14 protein-coding genes and 1 pseudogene are annotated in these 15,787 nt (G+C 69.0%); 8 read left to right on the top strand and 7 right to left on the bottom strand.

From position 1 onward, the window contains the following. Positions 1-3 precede the first annotated feature (3 nt). From ACEOAB_RS06330 to hemC, 3 genes and pseudogenes are all read right to left on the bottom strand, one after another. Positions 4-1,103 (bottom strand): annotated as a pseudogene (locus ACEOAB_RS06330) (uroporphyrinogen-III C-methyltransferase). After that, positions 1,100-1,873, bottom strand: coding sequence for a uroporphyrinogen-III synthase (locus ACEOAB_RS06325; protein WP_413750301.1), 774 nt, complete (start codon positions 1,871-1,873; stop codon positions 1,100-1,102). Before ACEOAB_RS06325 ends, ACEOAB_RS06330 begins: the two are co-directional and overlap by 4 nt. A 16-nt stretch (positions 1,874-1,889) precedes the next feature. Then, entirely contained in the window at positions 1,890-2,795 is a 906-nt protein-coding gene (gene hemC / locus ACEOAB_RS06320; protein ID WP_007830453.1) for a hydroxymethylbilane synthase, read from the bottom strand. Positions 2,796-2,899: 104 nt separating this feature from the next. Between hemC and ppc the strand changes: the two genes are divergently transcribed. The 4 genes from ppc (at position 2,900) to ACEOAB_RS06300 (ending at position 8,181) form a co-directional block, all read left to right on the top strand. After that, positions 2,900-5,743 (top strand): phosphoenolpyruvate carboxylase, encoded by a 2,844-nt coding sequence (gene ppc / locus ACEOAB_RS06315; RefSeq protein ID WP_056586670.1) that lies wholly within the window; start codon positions 2,900-2,902, stop codon positions 5,741-5,743. Positions 5,744-5,807: 64 nt separating this feature from the next. After that, on the top strand, positions 5,808-6,209 hold the full coding sequence (locus ACEOAB_RS06310) for a GFA family protein (RefSeq protein ID WP_413750299.1): 402 nt from the start codon (positions 5,808-5,810) through the stop codon (positions 6,207-6,209). Continuing rightward, positions 6,206-6,757 carry a hypothetical protein gene (locus tag ACEOAB_RS06305; RefSeq protein WP_413750298.1) on the top strand — a complete coding sequence of 184 codons (552 nt, stop codon included), beginning with the start codon at positions 6,206-6,208 and terminating at the stop codon, positions 6,755-6,757. Before ACEOAB_RS06310 ends, ACEOAB_RS06305 begins: the two co-directional genes overlap by 4 nt. 176 nt (positions 6,758-6,933) lie before the next feature. Further along, positions 6,934-8,181: an MFS transporter gene (locus ACEOAB_RS06300; RefSeq protein WP_413750297.1), complete on the top strand. Its 1,248-nt coding sequence runs from the start codon at positions 6,934-6,936 to the stop codon at positions 8,179-8,181. An 11-nt stretch (positions 8,182-8,192) separates the two neighbouring features. On the opposite strand, the gene ACEOAB_RS06295 is transcribed toward ACEOAB_RS06300, so the two are convergent. After that, a complete protein-coding gene (locus ACEOAB_RS06295; protein ID WP_495653547.1) occupies positions 8,193-9,119 on the bottom strand; it encodes a LysR family transcriptional regulator in 927 nt (308 codons plus the stop codon). A 48-nt stretch (positions 9,120-9,167) separates the two neighbouring features. Here ACEOAB_RS06295 and ACEOAB_RS06290 point away from each other — a divergent pair, with 48 nt between their 5' ends. After that, on the top strand, positions 9,168-9,692 hold the full coding sequence (locus ACEOAB_RS06290; RefSeq protein WP_413750421.1) for a GNAT family N-acetyltransferase: 525 nt from the start codon (positions 9,168-9,170) through the stop codon (positions 9,690-9,692). A 60-nt stretch (positions 9,693-9,752) separates the two neighbouring features. On the opposite strand, the gene ACEOAB_RS06285 is transcribed toward ACEOAB_RS06290, so the two are convergent. Genes ACEOAB_RS06285 through ACEOAB_RS06275 form a run of 3 tightly spaced genes read right to left on the bottom strand, consistent with a single transcriptional unit; the run spans position 9,753 to position 12,762 of the window. Continuing rightward, on the bottom strand, positions 9,753-11,021 hold the full coding sequence (locus ACEOAB_RS06285) for an AI-2E family transporter (RefSeq protein ID WP_413750420.1): 1,269 nt from the start codon (positions 11,019-11,021) through the stop codon (positions 9,753-9,755). Next, positions 11,018-11,767 carry a LytR/AlgR family response regulator transcription factor gene (locus ACEOAB_RS06280; protein WP_413750419.1) on the bottom strand — a complete coding sequence of 250 codons (750 nt, stop codon included), beginning with the start codon at positions 11,765-11,767 and terminating at the stop codon, positions 11,018-11,020. The genes ACEOAB_RS06285 and ACEOAB_RS06280 overlap by 4 nt, the downstream gene beginning before the upstream one ends. After that, the gene (locus ACEOAB_RS06275; RefSeq protein WP_413315898.1) at positions 11,764-12,762 is read right to left on the bottom strand and encodes a sensor histidine kinase; all 999 of its coding nucleotides are present in this window, start codon (positions 12,760-12,762) and stop codon (positions 11,764-11,766) included. Before ACEOAB_RS06275 ends, ACEOAB_RS06280 begins: the two co-directional genes overlap by 4 nt. Between ACEOAB_RS06275 and ACEOAB_RS06270 the strand changes: the two genes are divergently transcribed. Genes ACEOAB_RS06270 through ACEOAB_RS06260 form a run of 3 tightly spaced genes read left to right on the top strand, consistent with a single transcriptional unit; the run spans position 12,707 to position 15,780 of the window. Continuing rightward, on the top strand, positions 12,707-12,862 hold the full coding sequence (locus ACEOAB_RS06270) for a hypothetical protein (protein ID WP_413750423.1): 156 nt from the start codon (positions 12,707-12,709) through the stop codon (positions 12,860-12,862). The genes ACEOAB_RS06275 and ACEOAB_RS06270 overlap by 56 nt on opposite strands. A 31-nt stretch (positions 12,863-12,893) precedes the next feature. Next, positions 12,894-14,291 carry an argininosuccinate lyase gene (gene argH, locus ACEOAB_RS06265; protein WP_413750418.1) on the top strand — a complete coding sequence of 466 codons (1,398 nt, stop codon included), beginning with the start codon at positions 12,894-12,896 and terminating at the stop codon, positions 14,289-14,291. 19 nt (positions 14,292-14,310) lie between these two features. Beyond that, positions 14,311-15,780, top strand: a complete 1,470-nt coding sequence (locus ACEOAB_RS06260; RefSeq protein WP_413750417.1) for a rhomboid family intramembrane serine protease — start codon at positions 14,311-14,313, stop codon at positions 15,778-15,780. Positions 15,781-15,787 lie beyond the last annotated feature (7 nt).

The following is a 15,787-nucleotide window of genomic DNA, read 5'->3' as shown; positions in this document are numbered from 1 at the left end:
CGGTCAGCGTCCTGCAGCCGCGGTGGCGAGCGCGGTCAATGTGTCGTCGATGCGCACCGGCTCGGTCGTCTTGATCTGGGCCTGCAACTGCTGCAGCAGCGTGGCGGCAGCCTGGGTGCGACGCGATGCGGGATCGAAATAGCGGTTGAGCGACGCGGTCACCTGCGACAGTTCGCTGCGCGTGGCTTCCATCTGCCGCGACAGCAGCGACAGGCGCGCATTGAGCAGCTTGAGCTTGAGGTTCTCGCGCAGGAAATAGGACTGCTCGGGCGCCAGCAGGATCGCCTCCGGGCTCTGGATGCGGCCGACGCGCACCAGCGAGCGGGCTTCGCCGCGCACCGTGAGCAGTGCGCGCTGCCACCACGGCGCATCGGCGGGAATCGGTTCGGCCTGCCAGGCGTTGGTGCCGTTGCCGCGCACGGCAACCGCGTTGAGCGTGGGCAGGTCGTCCACGCCGCGCATCAGTTCGTCGAGCTTCTGAAGCGCTTCGGCGCTGTCGGTGCTGACGCTGCTGCGCAGGCGGTCGGCATCGCGCTGCATGGCCCGCTGCAGGGGGTCAGCCGCGGCTGCGCGGCACGCGCGATGCGCACGTCGCCGGCCTTGAGCGCGGCCAGCAGCGGCTCGACGCTGCCCGTGACCTGTGCCTGCTGCAAGGCAAGGCGCACGGCCGAGTCGATGTCGACCACGAGGTTCTCGTCGCGCGAACGCGAGAGGCTTTGAATCAGTTCTTCGAGCTGCGAGCGCTGCAGCGCGACTTCGGCCACGCGGGTTTCGACCAGGGCCACACGGGCTGAAGCGTCGCGCACGGTGTCGCTCGCCTGGCGCGCCAGCGTGCGCGCCTCCATCGATTGCGCGATGGCGTCGGCGCTCTGGCGCGCCAGCTGCTCCTTCATGCCGCTGACCTTCTGCCACAGCGCGATCGCAATCAGCAATGCGGCCAGCGCCACGAGGGCCACCAGGCCGAATCCCAGGCGGGAGAGGAGCAGCGCGCCCGCGGCCTGCGCGGCCGGCGTCTGGTGCGGTGCCAGCGTGGCAGGCACCGGCGCGGTGGCAGCGGTTGGGGAAGAAGAGGAAAGATCGTCTGACGGGGACGCGGCGCTCATGCCAAGGATTCTATAGACGCGATCAGCGCATCCAGCAGCGGCGTGCTTACACGCAACGCCCCGAAACCCGCGGCCCGCGCGGCTTCGCCGATGCGTGCATGCGTGGCGACCGCGCTTGCGGCATGCCAGTCGACGCCAGGCATCGCCCGCTGGAGATTGCCGATGGCCTCGGAACTGCTGAAGAGCCAGATCGCGCGGCCCTCGGCACCATCGATGGCCAACTGGCGTTGTACGACGTCCAGCGATGGCGACAGCCGGCGATATGCCACCACGGTGTCGCGATGGCCGCCCGAAGCATCGATCTCGTTGGCGAGCCAGTCGCGCCCCGTCGGTCGTCCGGCCTCGTCGCCGCCGCGCACGATCAGCACGCGCACGCCGGCCGACACCTGGGCCTGCACGCGCTCCCACAGCGCTTCGGAGTCGAAGCGCGTGGCTTCGGGCGGCGGCGCATCGATGGACCCGGTCGGCACGCCGGCACGAAGCAAGGCGCGCGTGGTACCCGGGCCCGTGGCCCAGAAGCGGCATCCCGCCAATGCGCGGCCAGGCTCCCTGTGCTGGAAGAAATGCTCGACGGCTGTGGCGCTCACGAACATCAGCGCCGAGTAGTCCCCGAGTTGCCGCCACGCCGTGCGCAAGGGCTCGGCATCGACCACCGGCTCGATCACGATGAGCGGCAGCGCGACTGCGTCGAGCCCCGCCGCGCGCAGGTCGCTCACCCATTGCCCTGCCTCGCGCGCCGGCCGCGTGACGATGACGGGACGGGCGGTCATGCGATGACCACGGATGTCAGTGGGCTCCGGCGTCGCGCAGCAGCGCCGCGGCGCGCTGGCCGAGCGCGTCGGCCTCGGCGAAGCCGGCGGCGGGCGCCAGCGCATGCACCTTCACCAGCGGCGCGTTGCCTTCCGGGTCGCCCCACGCTGCATCGATGCGCAGCGCGCCATCGGCCTGCCATCGCGCGTGGGCCGCGAGCGGCATCGAGCAGCTGCCGCCCATTGCGCGGCTCACCGCGCGCTCGGCAGTGGTGGAAAGCCAGTCGCCGTCATGGGCCAGCGAGCCCAGCAGTCCGATGAGATCGGTGCGGTCCGCGCGCACCTCGATGCCCAATGCACCCTGCCCCGCGGCCGGCAGCATGGTGTCGGGGTCGAAGGCCACGCGGATGCGGCTCTCGAGCCCCAGCCGCTTGAGTCCGGCCGCAGCCAGCACGATGGCGTCGTACTGCCCTTCATCGAGCTTGCGCAGGCGGGTGTCGAGGTTGCCGCGCAGCGGTTCGATGCGCAGGTCGGGCCGCAGCGCGCGCAGCAGCACCACGCGGCGCAGGCTGGAGGTGCCGACCACCGCGCCCTGCGGCAGTGCGTCGAGCGAGTCGTAGCGCGGGGAGACGAGCGCGTCGCGCGGGTCTTCGCGCTCCAGCACGCAGGCGAGCGCGAAGCCTTCGGGCAGGTCCATCGGCACGTCTTTCAGCGAATGGACCGCGATGTCGGCGCGCCCTTCTTCGAGCGCGAGTTCGAGCTCTTTCACGAAGAGCCCCTTGCCGCCCACCTTGCTGAGCGAGCGATCGAGGATCTGGTCGCCGGTGGTGGTCAGGCCGAGCAGGCTGACCGTGTGGCCCTTTTCTTGCAAAAGCGCCTGCACGTGTTCGGCTTGCCAGAGTGCCAGGCGGCTTTCGCGCGTGGCGATCACGATATTGCTCAAGACCTGTTCCAAAAGTACGTGTTCCAAACCCTTGGAATGCTAGCATGTTGCGCCGCAGCAACGCAGACGGCGCATCCATTCAAGAAGTCCAGGACCAACATCGAATGAAAGCCAGCAAGACCCCTGCTCCCCCCAAGCGCCGCCAGGCCGAAGACCAGCCGTTGATCGACGACATCCGGCTGCTGGGCCGGATCCTCGGCGACGTGATCCGGGAGCAGGAGGGAGACGAGACCTACGCGCTGGTCGAGAAGATCCGCACCTTGTCCGTGGCTTTTCGCCGCGATGCCGACCACGCCGCCGACCGCGCGTTGAAGAACCTGCTCAAGGGCCTGAGCGCGGCCGAGACGGTGCGCGTGATCCGCGCCTTCACCTACTTCAGCCACCTGGCCAACCTCGCGGAAGACCGTCACCAGATCCGCCGCCGCACCGAAACCGAGCGCGCCGGTGAAAGCGTCGACGGCGACCTGCAGACCGCCCTCGCCCGCATCCGCAAGGCGGGCGTAAAGCCCGACGAGATCGTTGCCTCGCTGGCCCACAGCTACGTCTCGCCGGTGCTCACCGCGCATCCGACCGAAGTGCAGCGCAAGAGCATCCTCGACGCCGAGCGCGCCATCGCGCAACTGCTCACCGCGCGCGACGAGATCAAGCTGCGCCAGAGCGCCTACGCCGGGGGAAAGGATGCGCTCACGCCGCTCGAATTCGCCGAGAACGAAACGCAGATGCGCATCCGCGTCACGCAGATCTGGCAGACGCGCCTGCTGCGCTTTTCCAAGCTCACCGTGGCCGACGAGATCGAGAACGCGCTGAGCTACTACGAAGCCACCTTCCTGCGCGAGATTCCGCGCGTGTACGCCGACCTCGAAAAGGCACTGGCCCAGGGCGGACACACGCCTTCGGTCGCCCCCTTCCTGCGCATGGGCCAGTGGATCGGCGGCGACCGCGACGGCAACCCCAACGTCACCGCCGAGACGCTCGAATACGCACTGAGCCGCCAGTGCGAGCTGGCGCTGCGCTACTACCTCACCGAGGTGCACTACCTGGGCAGCGAGCTGTCGCTGTCGGCCACACTGGTCGACGTGTCGGTCGAGATGCAGGCGCTGGCCGAGCGCTCGCCCGACAAGAGCGAACACCGCAAGGACGAGCCTTACCGCCGCGCGCTCACCGGCGTGTATGCGCGCCTCGCGGCCACGCTGCGCGAGCTCACCGGCGGCGAGGCCGCACGCCATGCCGTCTCGCCGCAGAACCCGTATGCCGCGGCCGAAGAGTTCCTGGCCGACCTGCGCACCGTGGCCGAGTCGCTCGAGGAAAAGCACGGCAACGTGCTCGCCGCACCGCGCCTGCTGCCGCTGATCCGCGCGGTCGAAGTGTTCGGTTTCCACCTGGCCACGGTCGACCTGCGCCAGAGCTCCGACAAGCACGAGGCCGTGATCGCCGAGCTGCTGGCCACCGCGCGCATCGAGCCCTCGTATGCGTCGCTGGCCGAAGAGGCCAAGCAGACGCTGCTGCTCAAGCTGCTCGACGACGCGCGTCCGCTGCGCGTGCCCGACGCCGACTACTCGCCGCTCGCGAAGAGCGAACTGGCCATCTTCGCCGCCGCGCGCACCGCGCGTGCGCGCTATGGCGCAGCGGCCATCCGTCACTACATCATCAGCCACACCGAAACGGTGAGCGACCTGCTCGAGGCGCTGCTGCTGCAGAAGGAAGTGGGTCTGCTGCGCGGCGCGATGGCCACCAACGCGGTGTGCGACCTGATCGTGGTGCCGCTGTTCGAAACCATCGAAGACCTGCGCAACGCCGCGCCCATCGTGCGTGCCTTCTACGCGCTGCCGAACATCCAGGCGCTCATCGAACGCTCGGGCGCCGAACAGGACGTGATGCTCGGCTACAGCGACAGCAACAAGGACGGCGGCATCTTCACCAGCAACTGGGAGCTGTACCGCGCGGGCATCGCGCTGGTGTCGCTGTTCGACGAGCTGAACAAGAAGAAGGCCAACCCCATTCGCCTGCGCATGTTCCACGGTCGGGGTGGCACGGTGGGGCGCGGCGGCGGCCCGAGCTACCAGGCGATCCTCGCACAACCGCCGGGCACGGTGCGCGGCCAGATCCGCCTCACCGAACAGGGCGAAGTCATCGGTTCGAAGTACGCCAACCGCGAGATCGGCCGGCGCAACCTCGAGACGCTGGTGGCCGCCACGCTCGAAGCCACGCTGCTGCCGCAGGGCAAGCTGGCGCCGGCCACCTTCCTCTCGGCAGCCGGCGAGCTGTCGACCGCGAGCATGGCCGCATACCGCAAGCTGGTGTACGAGACCCCGGGCTTCGGCGACTACTTCTTCGGCTCCACGCCGATCCGCGAGATCGCGGAACTCAACATCGGCTCGCGCCCCGCGTCGCGCAACCCCAGCCACAAGATCGACGACCTGCGCGCGGTGCCGTGGAGCTTCAGCTGGGGCCAGTGCCGCCTGACCATTCCGGGCTGGTTCGGTTTCGGTTCGGGCGTGGAGCAGTTCCTGGCCGCCGCCGGCACCGCCGCGGGCAAGAAGGAACGCGTGGCCCTGCTGCAGCGGATGTACGCGCAGTGGCCCTTCTTCCGCACGCTGCTGTCGAACATGGACATGGTGCTGGCCAAGAGCGACCTCGCGCTGGCCTCGCGCTACGCCGAACTCGTGACCGACCGCAAGCTGCGCCAGAAGGTGTTCTCGATGATCGACGCCGAATGGCACCGCACGTCGGATGCGCTCACGCTCATCACCGGCGCGAAGCAGCGGCTCGAAGGCAACGCCGAGATGCAGCGCTCGGTGCGCCACCGCTTCCCCTACATCGACCCGCTGCATCACCTGCAGGTCGAGCTGATGCGGCGCTACCGCGCGGGCGACGGCGGCGAGCGGCTGCAGCGCGGCATTCACATCTCGATCAACGGGGTGGCGGCGGGGCTGCGCAACACGGGCTGACGCATCCGGGGAAGAGGCGAAAGCGGGCATAGACTCGCGGCCCCAACACCCAAGAGAGATCGCCATGAAAGGCTCCTGCCTCTGCGGCACCGTCCGGTACGAAGCCGCCCGCCTCGCCGGGCCCATCGCCCACTGCCATTGCGCGACCTGCCGCAAGGCGCACAGCGCGGCCTTCACCACGACCGCGCGCGTCGACAGGTCCGACTTCCGCTGGACCGCGGGCGAAGACGCCATCGGCTCCTTCGAATCGACGCCCGGCAAGCTGCGCCACTTCTGCACCCGCTGCGGCACGCACCTCGTCGCCGAATGGGTGGCGCAGCCGCAGGTGATCCTGCGCCTGGGTTCGCTCGACGACGACCCGGGCCAGCGGCCCACCGCGCACATCTGGACCTCGCACGAAGTGCCGTGGCTGGACCACGCTTGCGACATTCCCTCCTTTGCGGAAGCGGCACCGCCCAAGGCATGAGCACGAAGATCCAGTTCCGCCGAAAGATCATCGTCGCCGTCCTGCTGTGCGTGGCCATCGGCGGCGCCGTCGTGCGGCACTACGCAGTGCCCGGCTCCACCACCCGCGACATCGGCACGCTGCTGATGGTGCTGTGGGTGCCGATCATCGGCAACGTCATCGCGTGGCTCATCAGCAAGCGGCCACGCCGCGCGCCGCCGCCCGCGGCAGTGGCGCCACCGAGCTTCGACACGCTGGGCGCGTTCGCGCCGCATGCGCTCGCCGAGCTCATCTTCCGCAAGCCAGCCCTGCCCTCGCAGGACATTCCTGTCGCGCCGGGTGAATACCGCTGCGCGCTGGTGATCGACAAGGAAGGCTTCTCGGCGCGCTGGGTCGTGCCGCCGGGCGATGCGCTGGAACGCGGCAAGCCTGCGGCACTGGAGATCGAGTTCCTCTCGCCGGCCATTGCCCAACCGAAGTTTCCGCAGGGTGCGGCCTTTCGTGTGCTGATCGGCGACTCGTTCATCGCCGATGGCCGGATATTGCAGCTGCGGCCAGCGCTCACCTGAGCCGCGCCAGCGGGCATGCGGATGGCGATAGCCATCAAAAGGGCCGATTGTTCGCCCTCGGGAAACTGACTACTGCTTCCCGGCCCCTATGTCGCGCACGCGACCGCTCGCACACTCGAATGCCTCTTCACCAGCATTGGCGTGCTCATCGCCGGTGCTTCCAAGGACCGCATTCCATGATGAATTCACCCAGCAGCACCCCCTGCATCGACGAGCTCGCGAGCGCGGCGGCACCCGCACCGGCCTCGGCCTCCCGCTCCGCATGGCTTGCCGTCGGCTCCATCGCCGTCGGCACCTTCGCCATGGTCTCGACCGAGTTCATGCCCATCGGCCTGCTGACCGACATCGCGCGCGGGCTCAACGTGTCCGACGGCACGGCCGGCCTGATGGTCACCATGCCCGGCGTGCTGGCCGCCTTCGCCGGCCCGGCGCTGATCGTCGCTTCGGGCAAGCTCGACCGCCGCACCGTGCTGATCGCGCTCACCACGCTGCTGATCGCCTCGAACCTGCTCGCCGCCTTCGCGCCCAACTTCGCCACCATGCTGGTCGCGCGCCTGCTGCTCGGCTTGTGCGTCGGCGGCTTCTGGACCTTCGCACCCGCCGCCGCCACGCAGCTGGTGCCGCATGCCTCGCAGGCACGGGCCATGTCGTACGTGCTAGCCGGCGTGTCGGCCGCCACCGTGCTCGGCGTGCCGGCCGGCTCGTTCCTCGGCACGCTGTTCGGCTGGCGCGCCTCGTTCGCCGTGACCGGTGCTCTCGCCACGTTCGTGCTGCTGGTGCAGCTGTGGCTGCTGCCGTCGATTCCGCCGGTGCGCGCCATCGGCGCACGCGACCTGCTGACGCCGCTCACGCGCCGCATGGCGCAGGTCGGCCTGCTCGCGGTGCTGTTCTTCATCGCCGGCCACTTCGCGGCCTACACCTACCTGAAGCCGCTGCTGCAGCAGGTGTTCGGCCTGGCGCCCAACTCCGTTTCGACGCTGCTGCTGGTCTACGGCGCGGTGGGCTTCGTCGGCACTTTCGTCGGCGGCAGCCTGGTGGCACGCAGCGTGCGCGGCACCACCCTGCTGGCGGCGCTGATGCTCGCGACGGCGCTGCTGCTGACGACCGTGATCGGCTCTGGCTTCGTGCCGGGCGCGGTGGTGGTCGTGATCTGGGGCGTGGCCTTCGGCCTGATCCCGGTGGCGCTGACCGGCTGGATGATGGAAGCGGTGCCCGACGCGCCCGAAGCCGGCCAGGCCCTGCTGGTGAGCGGCTTCCAGGTGGCGATCGCCTCGGGCGCGCTGATCGGCGGCGTGACGGTCGACAGCTTCGGCATCTCCAGCGCGATGGTGCTGAGCGGCGTGCTGGTGCTGATCGCCGCGCTGATTGTCGGCACGCTGGGCCGGGCGCGCGGCGGCGCGGCGCTGGCCGCCGTTCCCGAATAACGAAAACCTGGCTAGCGGCGGGCGGGCGGCTTTCCGGCTGCCACGAGGGCATCGAGCACTGCGCGCAAGGCCTTGCTGACGGGCTTGTCCCGCCGCATCACCACGGCCAGCGTGCGGTGCATGCGGGGATTCAACCGGCTGGCCTTCAGCTCGGGATGGGCGCCGCGGCCCACCATCGACATGCCGGGCACGATGGCATGGCCCAGCCCTGCGGCCACCATTTCCTTCATCGCCTCGACGCTGCCCAGCTCCATCACGGGCTGCGGCTGCAGGCCCTGCGCAGCGAACCAGCGGTCGACCAGCTTGCGCGTATTGGCGGCGGGCTCGAACAGCACCAGCGGCAACGCGCCAAGGTCGCCCGGCGCCACCCTCGCCTTCAATGGCGAGGAGTCCGCCCGGCCGATCGCGACGAACTCGTCATCGAGCACCGGCGTCACCGCCAGCGACCGCCCCGCCACCGGCAGCGTGACCAACGCGAGGTCGAGGCTGTTCTCTTCCACCTTGCGTGCCTGGTCTTCCGTGTTGCCGGTGCTCACCACCACGCCGAGTTCCGGAAACCGTTCGCGCAGGCCGCGCAGCACGGCCGGCAGGAAATGCAGGCAGGCCGTGGCGCCCGTGCCCAGCCGCACCCGGCCCGCGATGCCGCTCGCATGGTCGGCCAGCGCATCGATCGCGTTCTCCACCGCGGCGTCGATGTGCGGCATGTGGCGCAGCAGCTCCATGCCCGCGGGCGTGGCCTTCGCGCGCTTGCCGACGCGCTCGACGAGCCGCACCGCCAGGCGACGCTCCAGCTGGCGGACCTGCAGGCTCACGGCGGGCTGCGAGAGGCCGAGCCGGTCGGCGGCCGCCGAGAAGCTGCACGTTTCGATCACCAGCCCGAAAGACCTGAGCTGGTCGAGGTTCAGCGACTTGTCCAAAGTATTTCTCATGCCTTGCATATCTCGGCGAAGCTTCACTTATCGAATGTGGATCGTCAAGATCGGGGCATGCCATCGCAATCCATCGCTTCCGCCACCGTCGAAGTCCTCGACGCCGAACCGCACCACATGGCCGCCGTGCAGGCCATCTACAGCCACTACGTGCTGCACGACCTCTGCTCCTTCGAGGAAGAAGTGCCCACCGTCGAGCTGATGCAGGCGCGCCGTGCCGACGTAGCCGCTCGCGGCCTCCCCTACCTCGTGGCGACGATCGGGGGCGAAGTGGCGGGCTATGCCTACGCCACGGCCTACCGCGCCCGCTCCGCCTACCGCCATACGGTGGAAGACTCGATCTACGTCGCGCACGGCATGCACGGCCACGGCATCGGCCGGGCGCTGCTGCACGAAGTGATCCGCCGCTGCACCGACAACGGCTTCACACAGATGGTGGCGGTCGTCGGCAACAGCGCGAACATGGGCTCGCAGCGGCTGCACGAAAAACTGGGCTTCGATCGGGTCGGCGTGCTGCGCGACGTCGGCTTCAAGTTCGGTCGGTGGGTGGACACCGTGTTGATGCAGCGCGCCCTGCGCTGAGCCCCGCGCCGAACGACGACGGCGCCCGGGAGCGGCCGGCTTGCGCTGCTGTGCGCAGCCCTACTCCCCCAGCAGCTCCCCGACCGGCTGCAGGTCCTCGACCCGGTCGCAGATCGACTTGATCACCATCGTGATCGGAATCCCCAGCAGCAGCCCCCAGATACCCCAGAGCCAGCCCCAGAAGATCACCCCGACGAACACCGCCACCGGGTTCATGCGGCTGGTGCGGCTGGTGAGCCAGGGCATGAGCAGGTTGCCGACCAGCGTGTGGATGACCAGCGAGGTGCCGGCCACCAGCAGGCCCATCTGCAGCGTGTTGAACTGCAGGAAGGCCACGAGTCCGGCCGCCGAAAGCACGATCACCGAGCCGATGTAGGGAATGAGGTTGGTGACCGCCGCGAGGATGCCCCAGACAGCAGCGTTCTCGAGGCCGATGGCCCAGAACGAGAGACCGGTGGCGAGGCCGACCAGCGCGCTCGTGAAGATCTGCACCAGCAGATAGCGCTCGATGTTGCGCGTGATGTCGTCGAGCACATGCACGGTGACTTTCTTCTTCTGCAGGCTCGGCCCGGTGATCTTGATCAGCTTACGCCGGAAGGTGTCGCCCGAGCACAGCGCGAAGTACGTCAGAAAGGCCACCAGCGTGAGCTGCCCCATGGCGCTGAGCAGCCCGACGGTGCCGCTCAGCAGGTAGTCGCGCACATTGAAGTTGGGCCGTTCGACGATGACGCGCGCCACGCCCTTGCGCGCCGCCACGCGGGCCGAGTTTTCCTCGGCGGCGCGTTCGAGCTGGGCGGCGGCCTGTTGCACGCTTTCGAGCGGCGTGGCGCTGGCGTTCCTGTCCCTGCGCATCGCCTGCCCGAGCTTCTGTGCTGCGATCGGCAGCGCATCGAGCAGCTGCGAGGCATTGCCCGAGAGCGAGTAGCCGGTCCAGCCCACTCCGCCGAACACGCCCGCGAGGATCAGCGCTGCGCCGATCCAGCGCGGCAGCTTCCAGCGATACAGGCGCTCGACCAGCGGCGACAGCGCATAGGCCAGCAGCAGGCTCAGCATCAGGGGAATGAACACCGCTTTCGCCCACTGAAGCGTGAAGACCGTGGCCAGCACCGCGAGCAGCACCAGGGAGGCGCTGCGCACGTCGATCGGCATGTCCAGCACCAGGCGTTCGCGCCCGGTCGGCGCGGGTTGCGCGAGCAGTTCCTCCGGCGAAGGTTCGGGCGGGGGTTCGGACGTGGCCTCGGATGCAGGCGCGGCAGGCGGAGGCTCCGCGGAGGCTTCGGCGGGTGCGGGCTTTTCTTCGGAGGCCGGGGTCTTCTGCTCGTCGTTCATCGCGTTTCCTTCAGCACTTCGCGCACCGCGGCGAGCTGGCGGCGCGACACGGCCACGGGTTCGGGAATGGCGTCGAGCCGCAGCGCCCAGCCTTCGGCGTCCTCGCCATCGTCGTACTTTTCCAATGCGCGGATGGCCCAGCGCGCCACCAGCGCATTGCGGTGCACGCGCAGGAAGCGGTTCGGATAGCGCTCCTCGAACTCGTTGAGCGAGCCGTCGAGGATGTGGCTGCGCGTGGCGGTGCGCACGGTGAGGTACTTGTATTCGGACTTGAGGTAGAGCACCTCCGACAGCGGCACGCGTTCGGCGCGGCCGCGGTCCTGGATCAGCACCGTCTCGGGTACCTGGGTCTCGGCCTGCAGTGCACGGCGCTCCTTCAGGAAGCGCTCTGCCTTCTGCAGCGCCTGCTGCAGGCGCTCGGCGCGCACGGGCTTGGTCAGGTAGTCGACCGCATCGAGGTCGAAGGCCGTCACCGCATGGCTCGCATGCGCGGTCACAAACACCACGGCCGGCGCGTCGGGCCGGCTGCGCAGCGCGCGCGCCACCTCGATGCCGTCCACGCCGGGCATGTGCACGTCGAGCAGCACCAGGTCGAGCGCCAGCGCAGCAAGATGCCGCTGCGCTTCGGCGCCCTGCGAGGCCTCGGCCACCACGTCGGCGGCAGGCGAGGTGCAGTCGCGCAGCAGGGTGCGCATGCGCGAACGCGCCAGGGCTTCGTCGTCGACGATGAGGGTCTTGAGAGTCATGATTCGGCAGGAATGGCGATGCGAACCCGGTAATTCTTCTGGTCCATGCCGGCGCTGAACTGCATCTGCATGTCGTGCAGCAGCCGCAAACGGTCGCGCACGTTGGCCAGCGCAATGCCGTGGCCGCGCGGCAGCGGCTCGTCGGCCCAGCGCAGCGGCGGCAGGCTGTTGACCACCTCGATCACCACCATGCCGCCGCGCCGCTCGGTGCGGATGCGCACCTTGGCGCCCTCGGGGCTGGGCTCCACGCCGTGCTTGATGGCGTTCTCGACCAGCGGCTGCAGCAGCAGCGGCGGCAGGCGCGCGTTGCTGGCGGCGGCATCCAGGTCCCAGCGGATGCGCAGGCGGTCGCCGAAGCGCACCTGCTCGATGGCGAGGTAGCGCTCGGCCAGCGCGATCTCGTCGGCCAGCGTGCCCGATTCGCCGGGGTCGGCCAGCGCCTGGCGGAACAGTTCGGCCAGGTCTTCGAGCATGGTCTCGGCCTTGGCCGGCTCCTCGCGCACCAGCGCGATGGCGCTGTTGAGCGTGTTGAACAGGAAGTGCGGGCGGATGCGCGACTGCAGCTCTTCGATCCGGGCCGTCATCGCCGCGGGCGTCTGGCCGCGCGCGCGCAGCACCATCGCGGCCATCACCAGCGCCGAGAACAGGGTGCCGGCCAGGGCGCTGGCCAGCCAGGGTGCGGTGGAGAGCACGCCCGTGAGGCGCAGCAGGCCGCAGCCATACAGCGCCGACACCGCGCCAAGCACGGCGCCGGCCGTGTACTGCCATTGCTTGGGCAGGCGCTGCAGCGGCTTCTTGAGCCCGCAGGCGCTCACCAGCCACAGCAGCGTGGCAGGCAGGGCCCCGCCCGTAACCGTGGCCGCCTGCACCAACCATTCGCCGGGCGTGGACGCCACGAACAGGGTCGCAATCGCCACCACCACCTCGACGAACACCACGGTGCGCAGCACCACTCCGATCTGGCAGGCGTCGAAGATGGACGGACTGCCGCGCAAGGGCGCGCGCGCCCTTTCCGGCGATGGCGGGGGCGTGGGTGTGGAGCTGGCCGATAAAATCGCCGGGTTGCGCATCGCAGACATCAGTTACATCGGGTGACCAACCCATTATTGCCTCCTGGACGGCTCCCATGACCCAAAACCAACTCGACAAGAAATCCGAAGCCTGGTCGGCCCTGTTCTCCGAACCGATGAGCGACCTGGTGAAGCGCTACACCTCCAGCGTCTTCTTCGACAAGCGCCTGTGGCAGGCCGACATCCAGGGCTCCCTGGCCCACGCCGGCATGCTGGCTGCGCAGGGCATCATCGGCGTGCAGGACCACGCCGCGATCGAACGCGGGATGGCGCAGATTCGCGCCGAGATCGAATCCGGCGCCTTCGAGTGGAAGCTCGACCTCGAAGACGTTCACCTGAACATCGAGGCCCGCCTGACCCAGCTGGTCGGCGACGCCGGCAAGCGCCTGCACACCGGCCGCAGCCGCAACGACCAGGTCGCCACCGACGTGCGCCTCTGGCTGCGTGGCGAGATCGACCTCATCGGCGACCTGCTGGTCGAGCTGCAGAAGGCGCTGGTGGACATCGCCGAGAAGAACGTCGACGTGATCCTGCCGGGCTTCACCCACCTGCAGGTGGCGCAGCCGGTGAGCTTCGGCCACCACATGTTGGCGTACGTGGAAATGTTCAGCCGCGACGCCGAACGCATGGGCGAGGTGCGCCGGCGCGTCAACCGCCTGCCGCTGGGCGCCGCCGCACTGGCTGGCACCAGCTACCCGCTGGACCGCGAGCTGGTCGCCAAGACGCTGGGCATGGACGGCGTCTGCCAGAACAGCCTGGACGCCGTGAGCGATCGCGACTTCGCCATCGAGTTCACCGCCGCGGCCAGCCTGTGCATGGTGCACGTGAGCCGCATGAGCGAAGAGCTGATCCTGTGGATGAGCCAGAACTTCGGCTACATCAACATCGCCGACCGCTTCACCACGGGCTCGTCGATCATGCCGCAGAAGAAGAACCCCGACGTGCCCGAGCTGGCACGCGGCAAGACCGGCCGCGTGGTCGGCCACCTGATGGCGCTCATCACGCTGATGAAGGGCCAGCCGCTGGCCTACAACAAGGACAACCAGGAAGACAAGGAGCCGCTGTTCGACACCGTCGACACGCTCAAGGACACCCTGCGCATCTTCGCCGAGATGATCGGCGGCATCACCGTGAAGCCCGAGGCGATGGAAGCCGCAGCCCTGCGCGGCTACGCCACCGCCACCGACCTGGCCGACTACCTCGTGAAGAAGGGCCTGCCCTTCCGCGACGCGCACGAAACCGTGGCCCATGCCGTGAAGGCCGCCACCTCGCACAAGGTCGACCTGGCCGAGCTGCCGCTGGCCGTGCTGCAGCAGTTCAACCCGAGCATCGAGAAGGACGTGTACGACGTGCTGAGCCTGCGCGGCTCGCTGAACGCGCGCAACATCCTGGGCGGCACCGCGCCCGCGCAGGTGAAGGCACAGGTGGTCCGCCACCGCGCCCGCCTCGGCTGATCGCGACCGAAGCGGCACCGTGTTCTACGCCATACCGCTCGAGAACAAACCGAGCTGGCGCAATCCACCGTGGATGACGGTGCTGCTGATCCTCGTGAACATGATCGTGTGGTGGGGGCCGCAGCGCAGCGAGGAGAACGCGCGCGAGCGCGCCGCCCACTACTACGTGAACAGCGTGCTGCCCGAACTCGAGCTGCCGCCCTTCGTGGAATGGCTCGAAAAGACGGACCCCAAGCGCGGCAAGCTGGCTCGCCGGATGCTGCCGCACGAGGAAACCTATCCGCAGCTTCTGGAAAGCCTGCAGAACGACAGGAAGTTCCTGGCGAAGCTGCAAGCCGACGGGATCATCACGCCCACCAACCCGCAGTACGGCGAATGGAAGCGCGACCGCCAGCAGTACGAGGCCATGCTGCCCGCGCCTTTCACCGCGCGCTGGTCGCAGGACTACACCAAGGATGCCGAGTTCAAGCCCTGGACCTGGATCACCGCCGCCTTCCTGCATGGCAGCACCGGCCACCTGCTGGGCAACATGCTGTTCCTGTTCCTGTTCGGCTTCTCGGTCGAGCTGGCGCTCGGACGCGGCACCTACCTGAGCTTCTATCTGCTGGGCGCCGTCGGCGCCTCGGCGCTGGCCGGCTGGGCTTATGCCGGCAAGGATGGCTATGGGCTGGGCGCCTCGGGCGCCATCTCGGCGCTGATGGGCATGTACGCGGTGATGTACCGGCTCAAGCGCATCCGCTTCTTCTACCAGCTGTTCTTCTATTTCAACTACGTCACCGCGCCGGCCTTGCTGCTGCTGCCGGCATGGATCGTCAACGAGCTGATGCAGCATTGGCTGGGCGGCCAGGGCATTGCCTACATGGCCCACCTGGGCGGCCTGCTGACCGGTGCGGCCTTGATGACCGGCGCCCTGCTGCTGCGCCGCGTGCAGGCGCCGGAGACGGCCGCCGCACCCGAGCCCGACCGCTTCGGCGAGCACGTGGCCGCTGCCCAGAAGTTCAGCGCCGCAATGAAGTTCGACAAGGCATGTGGCGAATGGCGCGCCGCCGCCGCGCTGCGCCCCGGCGACAGCGACACGCTGCGCGCCTGGTTCAACACCGCGCGGCTGCAGCCCGCGAGCGACGACTTCCACCAGGCCGCCCGCCGCATCTTCCGCCTGCCCGCCACCGACGAGGGCACGATGGCGCTGCAGCACGCCAGCTACAAGACCTACCTCGACCAGGCCAAGCCCGGCGCACGGCTGAAGCCCGAGGACATGGCCCGGCTCGCGCGCCGCTTTGCCCGCATCCGCCAATTCGAAGACACCGACAAGCTCTGCCGCATCCTGCTGAAGACAGCGCCCGACCATCCGGAACTGGCCGATACGCTGTCGGCCTGTGCGAACGGGTTGCTGCATGCGGGCGAGCGCGACAAGGCGATCGGCCTGCTGCCGCACCTGCTGCGCCTCGCGCCGAACGACATGGTGACGCGCGCACTGCAGCGCGCCTGAGGAGCCT

This window comes from Variovorax sp. Varisp53 (assembly GCF_059491555.1).
This window is presented reverse-complemented; position numbering and strand designations above follow the sequence as displayed.